The 19,023-nt window shown below is 71.7% G+C and carries 17 protein-coding genes; 6 read left to right on the top strand and 11 right to left on the bottom strand.

Annotated elements, in window-relative coordinates; all coding sequences use genetic code 11:
• Positions 1-136: 136 nt before the first annotated feature.
• The 6 genes from OHA99_RS25805 (at position 137) to OHA99_RS25780 (ending at position 8,171) form a co-directional block, all read left to right on the top strand.
• Positions 137-1,108, top strand: coding sequence for a hypothetical protein (locus OHA99_RS25805; RefSeq protein ID WP_153180032.1), 972 nt, complete (start codon positions 137-139; stop codon positions 1,106-1,108).
• Positions 1,109-1,203: 95 nt separating this feature from the next.
• Complete coding sequence (gene chvE, locus OHA99_RS25800) at positions 1,204-2,313, top strand: multiple monosaccharide ABC transporter substrate-binding protein (protein WP_153180031.1); 1,110 nt, start codon at positions 1,204-1,206, stop codon at positions 2,311-2,313.
• A gap of 32 nt (positions 2,314-2,345) precedes the next feature.
• Complete coding sequence (gene mmsA / locus OHA99_RS25795) at positions 2,346-3,923, top strand: multiple monosaccharide ABC transporter ATP-binding protein (RefSeq protein ID WP_366471954.1); 1,578 nt, start codon at positions 2,346-2,348, stop codon at positions 3,921-3,923.
• A complete protein-coding gene (mmsB, locus tag OHA99_RS25790; RefSeq protein ID WP_153180029.1) occupies positions 3,920-5,164 on the top strand; it encodes a multiple monosaccharide ABC transporter permease in 1,245 nt (414 codons plus the stop codon). The genes mmsA and mmsB overlap by 4 nt, the downstream gene beginning before the upstream one ends.
• 67 nt (positions 5,165-5,231) lie before the next feature.
• Entirely contained in the window at positions 5,232-6,380 is a 1,149-nt protein-coding gene (locus OHA99_RS25785) for an aldose epimerase family protein (RefSeq protein WP_405698048.1), read from the top strand.
• Between the two features lie 123 nt (positions 6,381-6,503).
• On the top strand, positions 6,504-8,171 hold the full coding sequence (locus OHA99_RS25780) for a histidinol-phosphate transaminase (RefSeq protein ID WP_366471953.1): 1,668 nt from the start codon (positions 6,504-6,506) through the stop codon (positions 8,169-8,171).
• Positions 8,172-8,188: 17 nt separating this feature from the next.
• Here OHA99_RS25780 and OHA99_RS25775 read toward each other — a convergent pair whose 3' ends face one another.
• Genes OHA99_RS25775 through OHA99_RS25725 form a run of 11 tightly spaced genes read right to left on the bottom strand, consistent with a single transcriptional unit; the run spans position 8,189 to position 19,022 of the window.
• Entirely contained in the window at positions 8,189-9,508 is a 1,320-nt protein-coding gene (locus tag OHA99_RS25775; RefSeq protein ID WP_153180026.1) for a lytic murein transglycosylase, read from the bottom strand.
• Between the two features lie 37 nt (positions 9,509-9,545).
• Positions 9,546-10,307: a hypothetical protein gene (locus OHA99_RS25770; RefSeq protein ID WP_153180025.1), complete on the bottom strand. Its 762-nt coding sequence runs from the start codon at positions 10,305-10,307 to the stop codon at positions 9,546-9,548.
• 48 nt (positions 10,308-10,355) lie between these two features.
• On the bottom strand, positions 10,356-10,904 hold the full coding sequence (locus tag OHA99_RS25765) for a nuclear transport factor 2 family protein (RefSeq protein ID WP_366471950.1): 549 nt from the start codon (positions 10,902-10,904) through the stop codon (positions 10,356-10,358).
• A gap of 28 nt (positions 10,905-10,932) precedes the next feature.
• Entirely contained in the window at positions 10,933-11,697 is a 765-nt protein-coding gene (locus OHA99_RS25760) for a hypothetical protein (protein WP_405698045.1), read from the bottom strand.
• Positions 11,694-12,224, bottom strand: coding sequence for a hypothetical protein (locus tag OHA99_RS25755; protein WP_405698043.1), 531 nt, complete (start codon positions 12,222-12,224; stop codon positions 11,694-11,696). Before OHA99_RS25755 ends, OHA99_RS25760 begins: the two co-directional genes overlap by 4 nt.
• Positions 12,221-13,507 (bottom strand): MlaD family protein, encoded by a 1,287-nt coding sequence (locus OHA99_RS25750; protein ID WP_164384891.1) that lies wholly within the window; start codon positions 13,505-13,507, stop codon positions 12,221-12,223. Before OHA99_RS25750 ends, OHA99_RS25755 begins: the two co-directional genes overlap by 4 nt.
• Positions 13,504-14,634, bottom strand: a complete 1,131-nt coding sequence (locus OHA99_RS25745; protein ID WP_153180020.1) for an MCE family protein — start codon at positions 14,632-14,634, stop codon at positions 13,504-13,506. The genes OHA99_RS25750 and OHA99_RS25745 overlap by 4 nt, the downstream gene beginning before the upstream one ends.
• Entirely contained in the window at positions 14,631-15,644 is a 1,014-nt protein-coding gene (locus OHA99_RS25740) for an MCE family protein (RefSeq protein WP_165686123.1), read from the bottom strand. Before OHA99_RS25740 ends, OHA99_RS25745 begins: the two co-directional genes overlap by 4 nt.
• Positions 15,641-16,690, bottom strand: a complete 1,050-nt coding sequence (locus OHA99_RS25735) for an MCE family protein (RefSeq protein WP_153180018.1) — start codon at positions 16,688-16,690, stop codon at positions 15,641-15,643. The genes OHA99_RS25740 and OHA99_RS25735 overlap by 4 nt, the downstream gene beginning before the upstream one ends.
• Complete coding sequence (locus OHA99_RS25730; protein ID WP_381501490.1) at positions 16,687-17,751, bottom strand: MCE family protein; 1,065 nt, start codon at positions 17,749-17,751, stop codon at positions 16,687-16,689. The genes OHA99_RS25735 and OHA99_RS25730 overlap by 4 nt, the downstream gene beginning before the upstream one ends.
• On the bottom strand, positions 17,748-19,022 hold the full coding sequence (locus OHA99_RS25725) for an MCE family protein (protein WP_153180016.1): 1,275 nt from the start codon (positions 19,020-19,022) through the stop codon (positions 17,748-17,750). The genes OHA99_RS25730 and OHA99_RS25725 overlap by 4 nt, the downstream gene beginning before the upstream one ends.
• Position 19,023: the final 1 nt, after the last annotated feature.

Here is a 19,023-nt window from a genome sequence, read left to right as displayed (position 1 = left end):
CCCGACGGCCTCCGCACCGGCGTACCCCCACCGGACGGACGACGCGCACCCGGGCGACCGGCGCGGCCGGCATCCGCCGCCCCGCACGCCCGCCGGCGCGAACCTTGTCCGACATACCGAACACTAAGGACAGCTTGTGACCGACCCTTCCGCCCCGGCCGCCGCACGCAGGCCCGGTGAGCAGGCCCTCGCCGCCCTCGGCCTGGCCGCGCCCGACCCCGATCCCGCCGACGCCTCGCCGCACTCCTTCCCGGGCGGTGGCCGCTGGCGCACCGAGATCCCGTCCTGCGAGGGTCCGGAGGCGCTGGGGGTGGTGCTCAAGGAGTCCTCGCGCCTCGACGTGCCGATCCACCGGATCAGCCAGGGCAGCGGCGTGTGGATGCTGACCGACGCCGAGATCACCGAGATGGTCGAGGCCACCGCCGAACGCGACATCGAGCTCTGCCTGTTCACCGGTCCGCGCGGCACCTGGGACATCGGCGGCTCCACCCGGACCGACTCGGGCGGCGCGGGCCTGCGGGCGCGCGGGCACGCCGCGGTCGCCGGCTGCGTCGAAGACGCCGTGCGCGCGGCCGAGTTGGGCGTCAAGTGCCTGCTCGTCGCCGACGAGGGCGTGCTGTGGACGCTGCACCGGGCCCGCACCTCCGGCCTCCTGCCCGCCGACACCACGCTGAAGCTCTCGGCCCTCGTCGGACCGGTCAACCCGGCCTCGTACGCGGTCTACGAACGGCTCGGCGCCGACTCCATCAACGTACCCAGCGACCTGACGCCGGATCACCTGACCGAAATACGGCGGGTTTCGGCCGCGCCGATGGACATGTACATCGAGGCTCCCGACGACCTCGGCGGCTATGTGCGGATGTACGAGGTCGCCGAACTCGTCCGGCGCGGCGCACCCCTGTACCTGAAGTTCGGCCTCTCCAAGGCACCCGGGATCTATCCGTACGGGCACCACCTGCGGGAACTGACGCTGGCCACCGCCAAGGAGCGGGTGCGGCGCGGCCGGCTCGCCCTCGACCTGCTCGCCCGGCACCGCGCGGACGGGGAGATGGCACCGCTCGGCACCCGGCTTCCGGGGGCGCTCAACCGGTTCGAGATCTCGTCATAACGTTCCGGAAAATCCCTTCACAAAAGACGACACGACCGCGCACAATCCCACACACCTGCGTCGCCGACACAGCCCTCACCTCAAGGATGATGACCATGCGCAACCGCAGAGCCGCACTCGCCGCGATAGCCTCCGCCGCCTCGCTCGCCCTCACCCTGACCGCCTGCGGCCAGAACAGCGAGGGCGGCAGCGAGGAGGACAAGGGGGGCAGCGACGGCGCCACCGTCGGCATCGCGATGCCGACCAAGTCCTCCGAGCGCTGGATCACCGACGGCGCCAACGTCGAGAAGGAGCTGAAGGCGAAGGGGTTCGAGACCAAACTCGTCTTCGGCGAGGACGACCCGGACCAGCAGGTCTCCCAGATCGAGAACATGATCACGCAGGGCGTGGACGCGCTGATCGTGGCCGCGATCGACAACAAGTCCCTCGGCAACGTCATGCAGCAGGCCAAGGACGCCGACATCCCGGTCATCTCCTACGACCGGCTGATCCTCGGCACCGAGAACGTCGACTACTACGCGTCCTTCGACAACGAGAAGGTCGGCGAGCTCCAGGGCAGCTACATCGTCGACAAGCTCGGCCTGAAGGCGGGCAAGAAGGGCCCCTTCAACATCGAGCTGTTCGCCGGCTCCAACGACGACAACAACACCCGGTACTTCTTCAACGGCGCGATGAAGGTCCTGAAGCCCTACATGGACAAGGGCCAGCTGGTCGTCCGCTCCAAGCAGACCGACCTCAACCAGGTCACCACCCTGCGCTGGGACGGCGGCACCGCCCAGAAGCGCATGGACGACCTGCTCACCTCCAGCTACCGCAGCGCCCGGGTCGACGCGGTGCTCTCGCCGTACGACGGCATCTCCATCGGCATCCTGTCCGCCCTGAAGTCGGACGGCTACGGCTCCGGCAGCAAGCCGATGCCCGTCGTCACCGGCCAGGACGCCGAGATCGCCTCGGTGAAGTCGATCAAGGCGGGCCAGCAGACCCAGACCGTCTTCAAGGACCTGCGCGAACTGGCCAAGGTCGCCGCGAACATGGTCGACGCGGTCCTGGACGACAAGAAGCCCGAGGTCAACGACACCAAGTCGTACGACAACGGTGCCAAGGTCGTCCCCGCCTACCTGCTGCAGCCGGTCAGCGTCGACAAGAGCAACTGGGAGAAGATCCTCGTCGACGGCGGCTACTACTCCGCGGACCAGCTCAACTAACCGGGCCCCACCAAGGATTGGAAGGCACGACCATGGCGGGACCCGTCCTGGAAATGCGCTCGATCGTCAAGACCTTTCCCGGTGTCAAAGCGCTGTCGGACGTCACGCTGACCGTTCGCCAGGGCGAGGTCCACGCCATCTGCGGGGAGAACGGCGCCGGCAAGTCCACCCTGATGAAGGTGCTCTCCGGAGTCCACCCGCACGGCAGTTACGAGGGCGACGTCCTCTTCGAGGGCGAGACCTGCCGGTTCAAGGACATCCGGGCGAGCGAACAGCACGGCATCGTGATCATCCACCAGGAGCTGGCGCTGGTGCCGTACCTCTCCATCGCGGAGAACATCTTCCTCGGCAACGAGCACGCCAAGCGCGGACTGATCAACTGGAACGACACCCTCAAGCACGCCACCGAACTGCTGCGCCGGGTCGGTCTCGACGAGCACCCCGAGACCCGCGTCGCCGACATCGGCGTGGGCAAGCAGCAGCTGGTGGAGATCGCCAAGGCGCTGTCGAAGAAGGTGAAGCTGCTCATCCTCGACGAGCCGACGGCGGCGCTCAACGACGAGGACAGCGGCAAACTCCTCGACCTGATCCTTCAGTTGAAGGAGCAGGGCATCACCTCGATCATCATCTCGCACAAGCTGAACGAGATCCGTCGGGTCGCCGACTCGGTCACCATCATCCGCGACGGGCGCTCCATCGAGACGCTCGACGTGAAGGCGGCGGAGACGACCGAGGACCGGATCATCAGCGGCATGGTCGGCCGCGACCTGGAGAACCGCTTCCCGGACCGGACCCCGCACCAGCCCGAGGAGGGCACGGCTCCGGCCCTGGAGATCCGCAACTGGACCGTGCACCACCCCATCGACCAGCAGCGCAAGGTCGTCGACGACGTCTCGATCGAGGTGCGGCGGGGCGAGATCGTCGGCATCGCCGGGCTCATGGGCGCGGGCCGCACCGAGCTGGCGATGAGCGTCTTCGGCCGCACCTACGGCCGGCACGCGGGCGGCACGGTCCTCAGGGACGGCAGGGAAATCCGTACGAAGACCGTCCCCGAGGCGGTCAAGCACGGGATCGCCTACGTCACCGAGGACCGCAAGCACTACGGCCTCAACCTCATCGACACCATCAACCGGAACATCTCGCTGACCGCGCTGGGCAAGGTCTCCAAGCGGGGCGTGGTCGACGAGCACGGTGAGCAGCAGGTCGCCGAGGACTACCGCAAGTCGATGAACATCAAGGCGCCGACCGTCTTCGAGCCGGTCGGCAAGCTGTCCGGCGGCAACCAGCAGAAGGTCGTCCTCAGCAAGTGGATCTTCGCGGGTCCCGAGGTGCTGATCCTGGACGAGCCCACGCGCGGCATCGACGTGGGCGCCAAGTACGAGATCTACACGGTCATCGACCGCCTGGCGGCCGAGGGCAAGGCGGTCGTGTTCATCTCCTCCGAACTGCCGGAGCTGCTCGGCATGTGCGACCGCATCTACACGATGGCCGCGGGACGGCTGACGGGTGAGTTCTCGCGGGCCGAGGCCTCGCAGGAGGCCCTGATGCGGCAGATGACGAAGGACAAGCAGGACCAGAAGACCCTGAAGGGCGAAGAGGTAAGCCGATGAGTACGGACCTGACCGCCAAGACTCCCGCACCGGCACCGCCCGGCGGCAAGGGACCGGCCTCCGGCGGCGGCCTGCTGCACCTGATGCTCGACGGCATGCGCCGCAACATGCGCCAGTACGGCATGCTGATGGCCCTCGGCCTGATCGTGGTGCTGTTCGCCGTGTGGTCCGACGGCGACCTGCTGCTGCCGCGCAACGTCTCCAACCTGGTGCTGCAGAACAGCTACATCCTGATCCTCGCGATCGGCATGATGCTCGTCATCATCGCGGGCCACATCGACCTGTCGGTGGGCTCACTGACCGCGTTCGTCGGCGCGACGGCGGCCGTCCTGATGGTCAGGAACGACCTGCCCTGGCCGGTGGCGGTGATCCTGTGCCTGGCCATCGGCGCCGCCGCCGGCTCCGTGCAGGGGTTCTTCATCGCCTATCTCGGCATACCGTCGTTCATCGTGACCCTCGCGGGCATGCTGCTCTTCCGCGGTCTGACGGAGATCTTCCTCAAGGGCCAGACCCTCGGCCCGTTCCCCAAGGACCTTCAGAAGATCGCCAACGGCTTCCTGCCCGAGGTGGGACCGAACACCAACTACCACAACCTCACCCTGCTGCTGGGCTTCGCCCTGATCGCCTTCGTGGTGTACCAGGAGGTCCGCGACCGCAAGCGGCAGCAGGAGTTCTCCCTCGACGTGCCGCCGGTCAAGCTGTTCCTGCTCAAGCTGGTCGCGCTGGTCGCCGCGATCCTCGTGGTCACGCTGCTGCTGGCCAGCTACAAGGGCGCGCCGATCGTGCTGCTCATCCTGGGCGTGCTGGTGGTCGGCTTCGGCTACCTGATGCGCAACGCGATCATCGGCCGCCACATCTACGCCATCGGCGGCAACCTGCCCGCGGCCAAGCTGTCGGGCGTGAAGGACAAGAAGGTCACCTTCCTGGTCTTCCTGAACATGGGCATGCTCGCGGCCCTGGCGGGGCTGGTCTTCGCCGCCCGCTTCAACGCGGCCTCGCCGAAGGCGGGCCTCAACTTCGAACTGGAGGCCATCGCCGCCTCCTTCATCGGCGGCGCCTCGATGAGCGGCGGCGTCGGCACGGTCCTCGGCGCGATCATCGGTGGCCTGGTCCTCGGCGTGCTGAACAACGGCATGAACCTCGTCGGCATCGGCACCGACTGGCAGCAGGTCATCAAGGGCGCGGTGCTGCTGGCCGCCGTCGGGTTCGACGTCTGGAACAAGCGCAGGGTCGGTTCGTAACGGATCTCGGGCCCCGCCACTCACGGCGGGGCCCGCTTCTTCTCACGGAAGTACAGGAGCCGCACGTATGGAACTGAGCAGACGGACGGTCATCGCGTCGGCGGCCGCGGCCGGCGTCGCCGCCACCGCGGTCGGCGGCACGGCGTACGCGTCGGGAGGCAGGAAACCGGTGAAGGAACTCTTCGGCAGGCTCGCCGACGGGACGAAGGTGTACCGCTGGTCGCTGGAGAACGGCGGCACGCGGATGAAGGTGCTGTCCTACGGGGGCGTCGTCCAGTCCCTGGAGGTCCCGGACCGTCGGGGCCGCTACGCGAACGTCTCACTGGGCTTCGACAACCTCGACGACTACGTGGCCCGCAGCCCGCACTTCGGCGCCCTCATCGGACGGTACGGCAACCGCATCGCCAAGGGCCGCTTCACCCTGGACGGCACCACCTACCAGCTCTCCGTCAACGACGGGGAGAACTCCCTGCACGGCGGCGCCCTCGGCTTCGACTACCGCGTGTGGGACGTCGAGCCCTTCACCCGGGGCTCCGACACCGGTCTGGTGCTCCACTACGTCAGCGTCGACGGCGAGATGGGCTACCCGGGCACGCTCAGGGCGAAGGTGACGTACACCCTGACCCGGCGCGGCGACTGGCGCGTCGACTACGAGGCCACCACCGACCGGGCCACCGTCGTCAACCTCACCAGCCACGTCTACTGGAACCTGGCCGGCGAGGGCAGCGGCACGATCGAGGACCACGAACTCGCGATCGCCGCCTCCCGCTTCACGCCCACCGACGCGGGCCTGATCCCCACCGGCGAGCTGGCCCGGGTGGCCGGCACGCCCTTCGACTTCCGCCGGGGCAAGCCGGTCGGCCGCGACATCCGGGACGCCCACCCGCAACTGGTCACCGCCAAGGGCTTCGACCACAACTGGGTGCTCGACAAGGGCATCACCGACCGCCCCGAGCACATCGCCACCCTGCGCGAGCACGCCTCCGGGCGCACCCTGCGCATCGCCACCGACCAGCCCGGGCTCCAGTTCTACTCGGGCAACTTCCTCGACGGCACCCTGACCGGCACCGGCGGCTCCCTCTACCGCCAGGGCGACGCCCTGTGCCTGGAGACCCAGCACTTCCCGGACTCGCCGAACCACCCGTCGTTCCCGTCGACCGTGCTGCGGCCCGGCGAGACGTACCGGACCTCGACGGTGCACTCGTTCGACGCGTAGTCGGCAGGCCACGGCAGCGGGCGTGCACATTTCCTTCACACGCGTTGAACGGTGCCCCGTCCGCCTCCGTATACAGGGGCGGCCCGTGTCCCCCGCACGGGCCGCCCACTTACGGAGGTCCACTTGTCCGGCAACGTCACCTCGTTGTTCCGCAGCACCGCGGCGCACAGCCCGTCGATGGCGGCGCTGACGCGGGAGAGCGGCGAGGCGGCGGGCGCCGGGCCGGTGGACTTCTGCATCCCCTGCAACCCGTACTTCCCCACCCCGGCGATGTTCGAGGACCTGGCCGGCCGGCTGCGCGACATCGTCACCTACTACCCGAGCAGCGCCGACACCATCACCGCCGAACTGTGCAGCCTGCTCCAACTGCCGCCGCAGTGCGTGGCGATGGGCAACGGCTCCACGGAGCTGATCACCTGGATCGACCACCTGCTGGTCCGTGAGTCCCTCGCCGTCCCCGTCCCCACCTTCGGCCGCTGGACCGACCAGTCCATGGAGACCGGCAAACGGGTCGACATGTTCCCGCTCCAGGAGGCCGGCGGCTTCGCCCTCGACCTCGGCCGGTACGCCGAGTTCATCCGCGCCAGGGGCACCCGGGCCGTGGTGGTCTGCAACCCGAACAACCCCGACGGCGGCTACCAGCACAAGCAGGCGCTGGTGCAGTTCATGGACACGATGGCCGACCGGGACCTGGTGGTGGTCGACGAGTCGTTCCTGGAGTTCGCCGACGCCGAGACGGACCCCAGCGTGGTCCAGGAGGCGATGCTGCGCCCCAACGTCGTCGTCCTGCGCAGCCTCGGCAAGAACTTCGGCCTGCACGGCGTCCGCTTCGGCTACCTGGTCGCCAACCCGGCGCTCGCGGGCCGGGTGCGGAGCATGCTGCCCAAGTGGAACCTCAACTCCTTCGCGGAGCACGTGGTGTTCATGCTGCGCGACCACGGCCCCGAGTACGCGCAGAGCCTGCACCAGGTGCGGCGCGACCGCCTGGAGATGGCCGCGCAGCTGTCCTCGCTGCCCGGTCTGACCGTCTACCCCTCCCAGGGCAACTTCCTCTTCGTCCGCCTCCCCGTGGGCGCCGAGGGGACCGCCGTGCGGGACCGCATGCTCACCGAGCACCGGGTGCTGGTCCGTGAGTGCGGCAACAAGATCGGTTCGTCCAGCCGCTTCCTGCGTCTCGTGGTGCGCCCCCAGGCCGACGTGCGTCGCCTGGTGTCCGGCCTGGAACAGGTGCTCTACGGGGCCGGGAGGGGAGCCGCCGTGCCCGGGCCGGCCACAGGGACCGGCTACAGCTCGGGCACGGCGGCGGTGGACCGGCTGATGTACGAGACCAACGGCTCCGGCATGCGCGCGATCACCGCACAGGCCGCCGGTGCCGGTGCCCCGGGGCTCGCCGCCGCTCCGGCTCCCGCGGCGGGCACCGGCACCGGCATACCGCTGCCCGCCGCGGTGCCCGTCGCTCCGGCGGCGGCCGCCGTGCCGCCCCCGGCGCCGGTCCCCCAGCCGGCGCCGTACCCCGGACCGGTGCCGGTCCCCCACCCGGCACCGGTCCCGCAGCAGCCCGCGCCCGCTCCGGTTCCGCAGCCCGTGCCCGCGCCCGTGCCGGCGCCCGTGCCCACGCCCGTGCCCGCGGCCCCGCCGGCCGCCGCGTATCCGGCGTCCTTCGGTCCGACCCCGCCCGGCGTCCCGGCCCGCGGTGGGCTCACGGCCGCCCAGGTCCGGGGCACCGACGGCCTGGAGTCGGTCCCGGCGACGGGCTGGCCGAACGCGGCGGGGATGGGCCGGGCGGGCTGATCTCCCGCCGGCGGCTCCTACGCGTCCTGCTCGGCGGAGGCTGCCGAGGTGGCCGTCGGGCTCGGGCAGGGTGCGTCCGTCGGGGAGGCCGTGGGGTCGGGGGTCGCGGTTCCCGGCCCCCCGGAGCAGTCGTCCGTGGCGGTCGGTGAAGGGCTCGGGTCGGTCGGGTCCGGTGTGGGGCCCTCAGGGTCCGTGGGGCCTTCGGTGGGGGTCCCGGTCGGTGGCGGGGTGGGGCCCTGGCTCGTCGGGGGCAGCGGCGGGGAGGACGGGTCCGGGCCCGTGGAGGGGACGGGCCGGGAGGGGGACGGGGACGGCCCGGGGCTGCCGCCCGGCGTGGTGGTCGGGTCCGGGCCGATGACGACGCCGTCGTCCACGCCCTGGCCGGCGCCTCCGCCCCCGTGGCCACCGCCGCCGCCGTTGCCGCCGTTGCCGCCGCCTCCGCCGTCGACGGGCTCGGTCGCCGGGGTGTCGCCGCCCGCGCCGGGGCTCTTCGGCACGACGCCCTCGCCGTCCGGGACGGTGTGGACTCCCCGGCGGTAGAACTCCAGCCAGTACCGCACCGTTTCGAGGTAGGCGCGCGAGTTGTTGTAGCTGAGGACCGCCCGCTCCAGGTCGGCCCCCCGGCCCAGGTCGCGGTCGCCCGCGCAGAGGTAGTGCCCGGCCGCCAGCGCCGCGTCGAAGACGTTGTTCGGGTCGGCGCGGCCGTCGCCGTTGCCGTCCGTGCCCCAGCGGGCCCAGGTCGAGGGCAGGAACTGCATCGGGCCCACCGCCCGGTCGTAGACCGTGTCGCCGTCGTGGGCGCCGCCGTCGGTGTCCCGGATCAGGGCGAAGCCCCGCCCGTCGAGGGGCGGTCCGGTGATACGGCCCAGGGTCGTGCCGTTCCGGTCGACCGCGCCGCCGCGTGCCTGGCCGGACTCGACCTTGCCGATCGCCGCGAGCAGTTCCCAGGGCAGCCGGCAGCCGGGGTCCGTCCGGCCGACGGCCGTCTCGGCGGCGCGGTAGGCGCGCAGCACGGTGGCCGGGATGCCCGACTGGGCGCGGACCTCGGCCCGCGCGGGCGCGGGGGACGCCGGGCCGCCGGCGCGCGTCGTCAGGGGCGGGAGTTCGGTGTGGTACGAGCCGTCGCCGGGGGGCGCGAGCTCCGCGAAGGGGGTGTCCGCCGTCGGCGAGACCGGGTCGTCGGCCGCCGGTCCCGCGTGGGTGTCCTTCGCGTTCCCGGTGAGGCCGGGGGCCTGGGAGGCGGTGAGGGCCGCCATGGCCGCCACCGCGAGGGCGGTCGTGCGCAGTCCCTTGCGGGTCCGCCCGCGATACAGGCGTCGGGCACGGCGTACGGGCATGGTCGTCACTCCTGTCGGGTCCGTCGGGGATGGGGGGTCAGCGGCCGAAGGTGTCGAGGGCGGAGACCAGCCAGCGTCCGTCGCGGCGTACGACGTCGACGGCGAGCATGGCCGCCGCGTACACGCCCTCGTCCTGCGCGGCCTTCTCGTCCCCTGCCGCCGCTTTGGTGCCGCTCTTGTCGCCACGGGTGGCGACGCTGCTCTGGTCGGCGTAGACGAGGACCCGGGCCCGGTCGCCGTCGATGCGTTCGACCGCGCTCTCGGTGACCGTCGTGGTGATCACCGCCTTCTGCGCGTCGGCCCGCTCGCGGACGTCGGCGAGCAGTTCGCGGTGCTGGTCGACGGCCTTGCCGGTCAGGAGGTCCTTCGCCGCCTTGTCCAGCGCTCCGGGGTCGGCGTGGTCGTAGGAGAAGAGGCGGTCGACGGCCTTGGTCACCTGTCCCTTGATCTCGCTGGTGCGGGCGAGGTCGGTCAGTGCGGTGTTGCTCCGCGCGGGCTCGGACCTGAGCCCTTCGGCCTCCGCGTGCGCCCAGCCCGCGAAGCCGCCGAGGAGCACCGTCAGCGCGCAGAGCAGCGCGAGGACCGGGGGGCGGCGGCGCGGTCGGGCCCGGCCGGGCTTCTTCTCGTCCCCGGCCGTGGGCGCGCCGGCGGGGGCGGCGGTCTTCGTGGGCTCCAGGACGGCCGTGGCGCCGCGCGCGCGGTCCGGGCCCGTGGTGGGGTCGGCGGCGGAGGCGGCGGGCCGGGTCTCGCGGGCCTGGCGGCGCCGCTGGCGGTTGATGTGGTGACGGGTCGTCGACATGGTGCGGTGTCCTCCTCGCTGCGGCCGGCTTCGCGGTACGGAACCGGGTCAGCCGGTCGATGTGCCGCCGACGGGTGCCTGTCCGAGGGCGCTCAGCTTCCACCGGCCGTCGGTCCGGGTGAGTTCGCCGAGCATGCGGCTGTCCTTGTCGGTCTTCGCCCCGTCGGCCGCCTCGACGGTGACGCGCAGGGCGACCAGCACCCGGGCCCGTCCGGCGCGGTCGTCGAGTTCGGTGACGGCGCCGGACAGCACCCGCGCCGTGCTCACCGTCCTGGCCTCCTTCACCTGCGTGGCGAACTCTTCGCGGCCGGCGGTCAGTTGTTCGTGCAGTTCGCCGGTCGTCGACGACGCCCACAGGTCGAGGCCGCGCTTCAGCTCACGGTGGTCCAGCGTGTTGAGGTTCTGCACGGCCTGCTCCCCGGCGGAGAGCGCCGCGTCCCGCTCGGCGGCGTACGCGGCCCGGTCGTCGTGGGCCGCCCGGTACCAGTCCTGGCCGGCCCAGGCTGCGAAGCCGCCCGCGACGAGGGTGAGGGCCAGTGCCAGGGCCGTGAGCGGCCGGAAGCGGCCGACGTCGGGGAGGCGGACCGCGCTCTTCATGGGGTGCTCTCCAGTCTCCCGCGCATGCTCAGCGGGCCTTGATGTCGACGATCCGCCACCGGTCGTCCTCGAGCCGGGCCGTGACCGTGAGCTGGGCCGCCGCGGTGGTGGCCGCGGCCTTGTCCTCGCCCGTCCCCTTGCCCGTCCCCTTGCCCCTGTGGGAGGTCTGGTCGAGGAAGACCAGCAGGCGGGCCTTGTCGCCGTCGAGTTCGATCACTCCGGTGCGGACGGCCCGGGTGCTCAGGGTGACGCGCTGGTCGGTGAGGTCGTCGCGGACGCGGGCGAAGAGGGTCTCGTACTGGCGGGCGGCGCGGCCGTCGAGGACGGTGCGCGCGGAGCGCTCGGCGGCCTCGGTGCCGTCCGGGGTGTAGGAGAAGACCCGGGCGAGGGCGTTGCCGACGTCGCCCGCGACGCGGGTGGTGGCCTCGGTGTCGGTGAGCGCCTGGTTCCGGGCGGGCGCCTGCGACCTCAACTGGTGGGCGCCGTAGAGGAATCCGCAGCCGCCGAGGACGAGGACGGCGGCGGTGCCCGCCAGGGCGGCCTTCCGCAGGCGTCCGTTCGGCGGGCGGACGGCGGGGGCTTCGGGGCCGTCGGCGTCGGACGCGGGCTCGGCCTCTGTCTCTGCCTCGGTCTCGGCCTCTGCGGTCTCGGCTTCGGGCTCTGCGGTTTCGGCTTCGGGCTCTGCGGTTTCGGCTTCGGCCTCTGCGGTCTCGGATTCGGGCTCGGCGGTCTCGTCCGCCGTGCCGGGCGGCTCCGGTGCCGCGTTCCTGCGCAGCCGCCATGTCGGTGTCATCGCTCCTCGCCCTTCTCCTCCGCGACCGGCACCGCGCTCAGCGCCCTCACCTTCCACTCCCCCTCGCCCGTGCGGGCCAGTACCGCCTCCAGGCGCTTGCGGTCGATGGCCGGCTTCTTCGTTCCGGCGGTCCCGGCACCCCCGGCCGGGGTGACCTCGACGCGGACGGTGGCGATGAGCTTGGCCGTGCCGGACCGCGTGTCGAGCGCGGTGAGGGCGGCCTCGGTGACCGTGCCGCGCGCCGAACTCCCCGCCTTGGCCTCGGTGTCGCCGAGTTCCTTGCGCAGCGGCCCGGTGGAGACGTCGCGCCAGTTCCGGATGCTCCGTTCGGCGCTCTGCCGGGTGGCGGCGTCGAGCGTGGTGAGTACGGCGATGCCCTCCCGCCCGTCGGAGAGCGCCTCGTCCCGTTCCCGGCCGTGGGCGAGCGCGTCGTCGGTGCGGGCCTGCGTGTACGTCCACGCGCCGGTGCCGCAGAAGGCGAGGGCCAGCGCGAGCCCCGTCCCGGTGAGGATCCGCGCCCGCCTCATCGTGTGCTCCCGGTGCCGGCCGGGGCGAGGAGACCGGTGAGGCCGGCCGGTGCCTCGCCGCTCTGTCCGGGCAGGGCGAGCGCGCCGGGGAGTGCCGGGGAGGCGTCGCCCTGGGCGGGCGTACCGGCGCTGCCCGAGGGCAGGGAGCCGGGCTCGGCGGGGTCGGGCACCGCGCCGCCCTTCGGGGCGTTGGCCGAGCCGCGCACGTTCTTGCCGCTCGACGCCGGGGCGGTGCAGGCGGCGTCGGTGTTGAGGGCGGGAGCGGTGCCGAGGTCGAGGCCGTTGCGGTAGCGGGTGGCGCCGTATCCGTCGGTGCAGGGCAGGGGGCTGAAGAAGGTCACGGCCATGCCGAGGTTCAGCTTCCCTCCGTCGACGGCGGTGGCGCCGGCGGAGACGGCCGCCGGGTACTTCACGAGGAGTTCCTCGATGCCGCGCTGCCGGGTGACGGCGACCTCGGAGGTGGTGAGGAGGTTGGCGAGGACCACGCCGAGGCTCGGGTCGAGGTCCCGCAGCAGACCGCTGACCTGGGTGGCGGCCTCGGGGGTGACGGCGAGGAGGCGGCGCAGGTCGGCGTCGGAGCCCTTGAGGGCGGCGGCCAGGTCCTTCGCGCCGACGGCGAAGTCGCGGATGGCCTGCGCCTCCTGGGCCTGGGTGCGCAGGACGGTCTCGCCGTCGTTGATGAGCAGGGTGGTGGAGGGCAGGGCGCGGTCGGCGGCCTCGACGAAGTCGCTGCCGCTGTCGAGGAGCACCTGGAGGTCGTCGCCGTGGCCTTCGAAGGCCTTGCCGAACTCGTCGACGACCGTGCGCAGGTCCTCCAGCGGGACCGAGCCGACGAGGTCGTCGACGCTGGTGAGGACGTCGGTGACGGGTGCGGGCACCTGGGTGTCGGCCTGTTCGATGCGGGTGCCGTCGGCGAGGTAGGGGGAGCCGTCGCTCTCGGGCCGCAGGTCGATGTACTGCTCGCCGACGGCGGAGAGCCCGGCGACGACGGCCTTGGTGTCGGCGGGGATGCGGGGCGCGGACTTCTTGATGCGCAGTTCGGCGACGACGCCCTCGGCGGTGAGGTCGATCGGTCCGACGCGGCCCACCGAGACGCCCCGGTAGGTGACGTCGGAGTGTGTGAACAGTCCGCCGGTGCGCGGGAGTTGCACGTCCACGGTGTAGTAGTCGGCGACGCCGACGTACCGGCCGAGGTCGGCGTAGCGGATGCCGAGGTAGGCGAGGGCGAGGACGGCGATGAGCAGGAAGGCGAGGTTCTTCAGCCGTACGGCGAGGGTGATCACCCGTGCTCACCTCCGGTTGCGGACACGGAGGGCAGCGACAGGGGCGAGGAGGCGGGCGACGGCATGTCCTCGGGGACGAGCGGCGGGATCACCTGGGTGCCGGGTACGGCGACCATGCTCAGGTACGTGTTGAGGTAGTCGCCCTTCACCCCGCGCAGCACCTCGTCGGTGAACGGGTACGTCAGCAGCACCTGGAGCGAGTCGGGCAGGTCCGTGCCCGCGTCGGCGAGCGCCTTCAGCGTCGGCGCGACGGCCTTGAGGTCGGCGATCATGTCGTCCTTGCTCGCGTCGATGGTGGAGACGGCGACGCCGGAGAGCGTGTCGAGGGAACGCAGCATGGTCAGCAGGGAGCCGCGCTGCTTCTCCAGCGTCTTCAGTCCCGGCGAGAGGTCGGTGAGGACGGTGCCGACGTCCTCCTTGCGGTGGGCGAGGGTGGAGGAGAGCCGGTTGACCGCGTCGAGGGCGTCGGTGATGTCCCCCCGGTGGTCGTCGAGGTCGCCGACCAGGGTGTTGACCCGTTTCAGCATGGAGCGGACCTCCGGTTCGCGGCCGCCGAGCGCCGCGTTCAGTTCCCGGGTGATGGTCTTGAGCTGGTTGACGCCGCCGCCGTTGAGGAGCAGGGACAGCGCGCCGAACACCTCTTCGACCTCGGTGTTGCGGCTGGTGCGGGCCAGCGGGATGACGCTGCCGTCGGTCAGCCGGCCGGCTCCGGAGTCCTTGGCGGGCGCGGCGAGCTGGACGTACTTCTCGCCGAGCAGGCTGGACTGTTCGAGCCGTGCGGTGGCGTCGGCGGGCAGCCGCACCTTGCCGTTGATCTCCATGGTGACGCGGGCCGTCCAGTCGTCCTCGCCGAGTTCGATGCCGGTGATCCGGCCGACGGCGACGTCGTTGACCCGCACGGCGGCGTGCGGGACCAGGCTCAGTACGTCCTGGAGTTCCGCGGTGACGGTGTAGGGGTGGTCGCCGAGGTCGGCGCCGCCGGGCAGCGGCAGGTCCTCGATGCCGTCGAAGCCCGGCACGCCGGCCGGGACCCCGCCGAGGGTGAGGGCGAGGGCGAGGCCGAGGGCGACCAGTCCGCCGGCGGTGAGACCGGCCACCCGGCCCCCGGGGAGCGTCGCGCGCCTCATCGGCCGTCCCCCTTCTCCGTCCCGGCCACCGGCAGCGGGAGCAGCGGGCCGCCGCTGCTGATCTCGTTGAGGTTGGCGCGGCCGTCGAGGGTGCGGGTGTCGGGGTTGTAGGCGTTGACGACGTTGCCGGCGGCGAGGGGTGCCACGTCCAGTGCCTCGGCCAGCGAGGCCCGTTGCTCGACCAGGGTCTGCGTGATGGGGACGAGCCGGTCGACGTTCTTCTTCAGCTCGCCCCGGTTGTCCTCGATGAAGGTCTTGACCTGGCCGAGGGCCTTGCCGAGTTCCTCCAGCGCGCCGGTGAGGTCGTCCTTGTTGTCGGCGAAGAAGCTGACGACCTCGTCCAGGCGTTCCTGCGCGGTGCGCACGTCGGTGTCCTTGTTCTTGAGCATGGTGGTGAAGGTCTGGAGGCTGCCGAGCGTCTTGAACAGGTCGCCGCTGCTGCCGTCGAGGGTCTTGGCGGCCTTGCCGAACTGCTCGACGCTGTCGCCGATGGCCTCGCCGTTGCCGTCGAGGTTGCCGGCGCCGGTCCTCAGCAGGTCGGACAGGGCGCCGTCGGCGTTGGCGCCGTCCGGGCCGAGGGCGTCGCCGAGTTCGGTGAGGGAGTCGTAGATCTGGTCGATCTCGACGGGGACGCGGTTGCGGGCGGCGGGCAGGACGGCGCCGTCGGCGAGGGCGGGGCCCTTGCGGTAGGCGGGGGTGAGCTGGACGTAGCGGTCGGCGACGACGCTCGGCGCGACGACGACGGCCCGCGCGTCCTCGGGGACCTTGATCCCGTCGTCCAGGCGGAGGCCGACGCGGACCCGGGTGCCCTCGGGGTCCACCGACTCCACCTCGCCGACCCGTACTCCGAGGATGCGCAGGTCGGATCCGGCGTAGACGCCGATGGCGCGGTCGAAGTAGGCGGTGACGCGGGTGCCGTCGGGTTCGAGGGCCCGGGTGGCTGCCAGGCCGCCGGCGGCGAGCACCACGAGGGCGAGCACCGCGGTGAGGATCTTCCGGCGTCGGGTCATCGCTCACCGCTCCCCTGGGCGGCCGCCGGCTGTTTCGGCGGCAGGCATCCGGTCTCGGGCTGGGAGGTCTCGGGCAGATACGCACGGGGCACGACGCCGCACAGATAGCTGTCGAACCAGCGGCCGTTGCCCAGGGTGTTGCCGACCAGGCGGTAGTACGGGCCGACGAGTGCGAGGGTCTCGCCGAGCCGGGTGTTGTTCTTCTCCAGGACGGTGGTGACCCGGCCGAGCGCCTTGAGGGTGGGGCCGAGCTGCTTCTCGTTGTCCTTGACGAGGCCGCCGAGTTCGGTGCCGAGGTCCTGGCTGCCCTTGAGCAGGGCGCTGATGGCGGTGCGGCGGTCGCGGAGTTCGCCGAGCAGCGGGCCGCCGTCCTCGATGAGGGTCTCGAAGCTGGATTTGTTGTTCTCCAGCGTCTTGGTGAACTGCGCGCTGCCCTTGAGGAGTTCGGAGAGTTTCGCGTCGCGCTTGGAGATCGACTTCGACAGGTCGGACAGTCCGGTGGCGGCCTTGCGCACGTGCGGCGGTGAGTCCTTGAAGGTGTCGGTGATGGTCTCGAAGCTCTCCGCGAGCTTCCCGGTGTCGATGGCGTCGACGGTGCCGCTGAGGTCCTGGAAGGCCTGGGTCACGTCGTAGGGGGAGGTGGTGCGGGCGAGCGGGATGCGGGCGGCGGGGTCCTGGCGGGCGGAGCCGAGCGGGTCGAGCGCGAGGTACTTGTCGCCGAGGACGGTCTTGATGGCGATGGCGGCGGTGGTGCGGTCGCCGAGCCAGGCGTCCTCCACCTCGAAGCTGACCTTGACCTTGGCGCCGTCGAGCGCGACGCCGGTGACCTGTCCGACCTTGACGCCGGCGATGCGCACCTCGTCGCCCTCGTCCAGGCCGGCGGACTCGGAGAAGTCGGCGCTGTAGGTGGTGCCGCCGCCGAAGGGGAGCCGGTCGACGTTGTAGGCGAGGAGGGCGATCAGGGTGAGGACGAGCAGTCCGGCGACGCCGACGGCGACGGGGTTGCGTTCCTTCACCGGCTTGATACGGGGGCGGGGGCGCTTCATCCGCGGCACCTCGATTCGGTGATCGCGATGCCGGTGGGCGGCTTCGAGCCGTCGGAGGTGGTCACTCCGCTCACGCGCGCCTCGCAGAGGTAGAGGTTGAACCACGATCCGTAGGAGGACAGCCGGGTCAGCGCGGTCATCTTGGCGGGGCTCTTCGCCAGGAAGTCCTCGATCTGCGGGGTGTGCTCGCCGAGGTTCGCGGAGAGCCGGCCCAGTTCGCGGATGTCCTTCTTGAGGGGCGCCCGTCCGTCCTCGAGGAGACCGGCGGTGACGGTGGTCAGGTCGCCCATGGCGGCGACCGCCTTGCCGAGGGGTTTGCGGTCCTGGTTGAAGCCGGTGACGAGCTTCTGGAGGGTGTCGACGAGGTCGTCGAAGCCGTCCTCGCGGTCGTTCAGGGTGTCCAGGACGGTGGTGAGGTTCTCGACGACCTGGCCGATCACCTTGTCCTTGGCGGCGATCGTGGTGCCCAGCGAGCCGATGTGGCGGATCAGGCTGTCCACGGTGGCGCCCTCGCCCTGGAGCACCTGCACGATCGATCCGGCGAGTTCGTTGACGTCCTTCGGGGACAGGCCCTCGAACAGCGGCTTGAAGCCGTTGAAGAGCAGGGTCAGGTCGAGGGCGGGTGTGGTGCGGTCGAGCGGGACGGTGCCGCCCTCCGGCAGGGCGCCGGTGAGGTCGCCGCTGCCGCGGCCGAGGGAGACGTAGCGCTGGCCGACCATGTTGAGGTACTTCACGGCGGCGGTGGTCGAGCGGGGCAGGGTGCGGTCGTCGCGGACGCTGAAGGTGACCTGGGCGGTGCGCCTGTTGACGACGCGTACGTCGGTGACCTCGCCGACCGTCACCCCGGAGATCCGCACGCTGTCGCCGTCGATGAGCCCGGTGACGTCGGTGAACAGGGCCTTGTAGGAGCGGGTGCCGGTGCCGGAGTCGGCACTGGTGCCGGCGACGCTCAAACCGAGGACGGTGGTGGCGAGGGCGGTGACCACCACGAAGACGAGGGACTTGAGCAGCGGTCCGGTCAGCGGGCGGCGCCGGGTGTGCGCGTGGTCGGCACCGGTCATCGCAGGTTCACCTCCGTACCTCGGTAGACGGGGCCGACGAGCAGGCTGCTCCAGTCGGGCAGGTCCGCGGGGCTCTCCCCGGCCCCGGGGGCGATCAGTTCGTTGACGAGGTCGTTCTCCTGCGGGGAGTTGGCGGGCCCGAGGTCCTGCTCGGCGGCGGGCGTGGCGGCCCGCGCGGTGGGCCGGGGCAGGGTGCCGAGGTAGGGCACGGTGGGGCAGCGGGGGCCGCCGCCGGAGTCGTACGCCGGGGTGTCGCGGCCCGGCCGGTAGGCGCCGCGGGAGGCGACGGTGGTGACGTCGACGTGGATGCCGGGCCGGTCGGTGCCCTTGCCGAGCGCCTTGTCCATGGCCGGCACGAACTCGGCGAGGGTGCGCAGGGTGCAGGGGAAGGCGGAGGAGTACTCGGCGAGCAGTTCCAGGGTGGGGCGGCTGGTGTCGCCGAGCCGGATGATGTTGTCCTTGTTCTTGCGCAGGAAGGCGGTCACGTCCTCGGCCGTCCGGGTCGTGGCGCCGAGGGTGGCGGCGAGTTCGGCCTCCTGCTCGGCGAGGGTGCCGCTGGTGGTGGTGAAGTCGGTGAGCGCCGTGACGATGTCGGGCGCGGCGTCCGCGTAGACGTGGCTGACCTTCACGAGTTCCTTGAGGTCGCGGTTGAGGGCGGGCAGGTGGGGGTTGAACTCGGCCAGGTGCTCGTCCAGCAGGGTGAGTGTGTCGCCGAGGCGCTCCCCGCGCCCTTCGAGGGCCTGCGAGACGGCGGACAGGGTCGCGGAGAGCTTCTGCGGCTGGACGGCGGTGAGCATCGGCAGCACGTTGTCGAGGACCTGCTGGAGTTCGATGGCGTTCGCGGACCGGTCCTGGGGGACGACGGCTCCGGCGGCCAGGGGTTCGGGCGAGGGGCTCGCGGGCGGTACGAGGGCGACGAACCGCTCGCCGAACAGGGTGGTGGGCAGCATCTGCGCGCGGACGTCGGACGGTACGTCGTCCAGCGTGCCGGGCTTCATGGCGAGGGTGAGCCGGGCGCCGTCGCCGGTGGCGTCGATGGCGCGGACCTCGCCGACGACGACGCCGCGCAGCTTCACCTCGGCGCCGGGGTGCATCTGGTTGCCGGCGCTGCCGGTCTCCACGACCACCGGGTCGGAGTCGGTGAACTTCTTGTCGTAGACGGCGACGGCCAGCCAGATCAGCAGGGCGGGCACCAGCACGAACACCACTCCGGCCAGCCGGCGGCGCAGCGCCTGCCCTCGTGCCCTTCGCGTTCCTCGGGGTCGGCTCATC

The organism is Streptomyces coelicoflavus (assembly GCF_045041415.1).
Lineage (GTDB): Bacteria > Actinomycetota > Actinomycetes > Streptomycetales > Streptomycetaceae > Streptomyces > Streptomyces coelicoflavus.
The sequence above is the reverse complement of the archived record's forward strand: the minus strand, read 5'-3'. Positions and strand labels throughout refer to the sequence as shown.

What these genes read in the sequence shown, in the direction of transcription:
- chvE (WP_153180031.1), top strand. Translation starts at nt 1,204, where the DNA reads ATGCGCAACCGCAGAGCCGCACTCGCCGCGATAGCCTCCGCCGCCTCG.
- OHA99_RS25775 (WP_153180026.1), bottom strand. Translation starts at nt 9,508, where the DNA reads ATGCCCGTACGCCGTGCCCGACGCCTGTATCGCGGGCGGACCCGCAAG.
- OHA99_RS25755 (WP_405698043.1), bottom strand. Translation starts at nt 12,224, where the DNA reads ATGAGGCGGGCGCGGATCCTCACCGGGACGGGGCTCGCGCTGGCCCTC.
- OHA99_RS25740 (WP_165686123.1), bottom strand. Translation starts at nt 15,644, where the DNA reads ATGACCCGACGCCGGAAGATCCTCACCGCGGTGCTCGCCCTCGTGGTG.
- OHA99_RS25785 (WP_405698048.1), top strand. Translation starts at nt 5,232, where the DNA reads ATGGAACTGAGCAGACGGACGGTCATCGCGTCGGCGGCCGCGGCCGGC.
- OHA99_RS25725 (WP_153180016.1), bottom strand. Translation starts at nt 19,022, where the DNA reads ATGAGCCGACCCCGAGGAACGCGAAGGGCACGAGGGCAGGCGCTGCGC.
- mmsB (WP_153180029.1), top strand. Translation starts at nt 3,920, where the DNA reads ATGAGTACGGACCTGACCGCCAAGACTCCCGCACCGGCACCGCCCGGC.
- mmsA (WP_366471954.1), top strand. Translation starts at nt 2,346, where the DNA reads ATGGCGGGACCCGTCCTGGAAATGCGCTCGATCGTCAAGACCTTTCCC.
- OHA99_RS25730 (WP_381501490.1), bottom strand. Translation starts at nt 17,751, where the DNA reads ATGACCGGTGCCGACCACGCGCACACCCGGCGCCGCCCGCTGACCGGA.
- OHA99_RS25765 (WP_366471950.1), bottom strand. Translation starts at nt 10,904, where the DNA reads ATGAAGAGCGCGGTCCGCCTCCCCGACGTCGGCCGCTTCCGGCCGCTC.
- OHA99_RS25745 (WP_153180020.1), bottom strand. Translation starts at nt 14,634, where the DNA reads ATGAGGCGCGCGACGCTCCCCGGGGGCCGGGTGGCCGGTCTCACCGCC.
- OHA99_RS25770 (WP_153180025.1), bottom strand. Translation starts at nt 10,307, where the DNA reads ATGTCGACGACCCGTCACCACATCAACCGCCAGCGGCGCCGCCAGGCC.
- OHA99_RS25760 (WP_405698045.1), bottom strand. Translation starts at nt 11,697, where the DNA reads ATGACACCGACATGGCGGCTGCGCAGGAACGCGGCACCGGAGCCGCCC.
- OHA99_RS25735 (WP_153180018.1), bottom strand. Translation starts at nt 16,690, where the DNA reads ATGAAGCGCCCCCGCCCCCGTATCAAGCCGGTGAAGGAACGCAACCCC.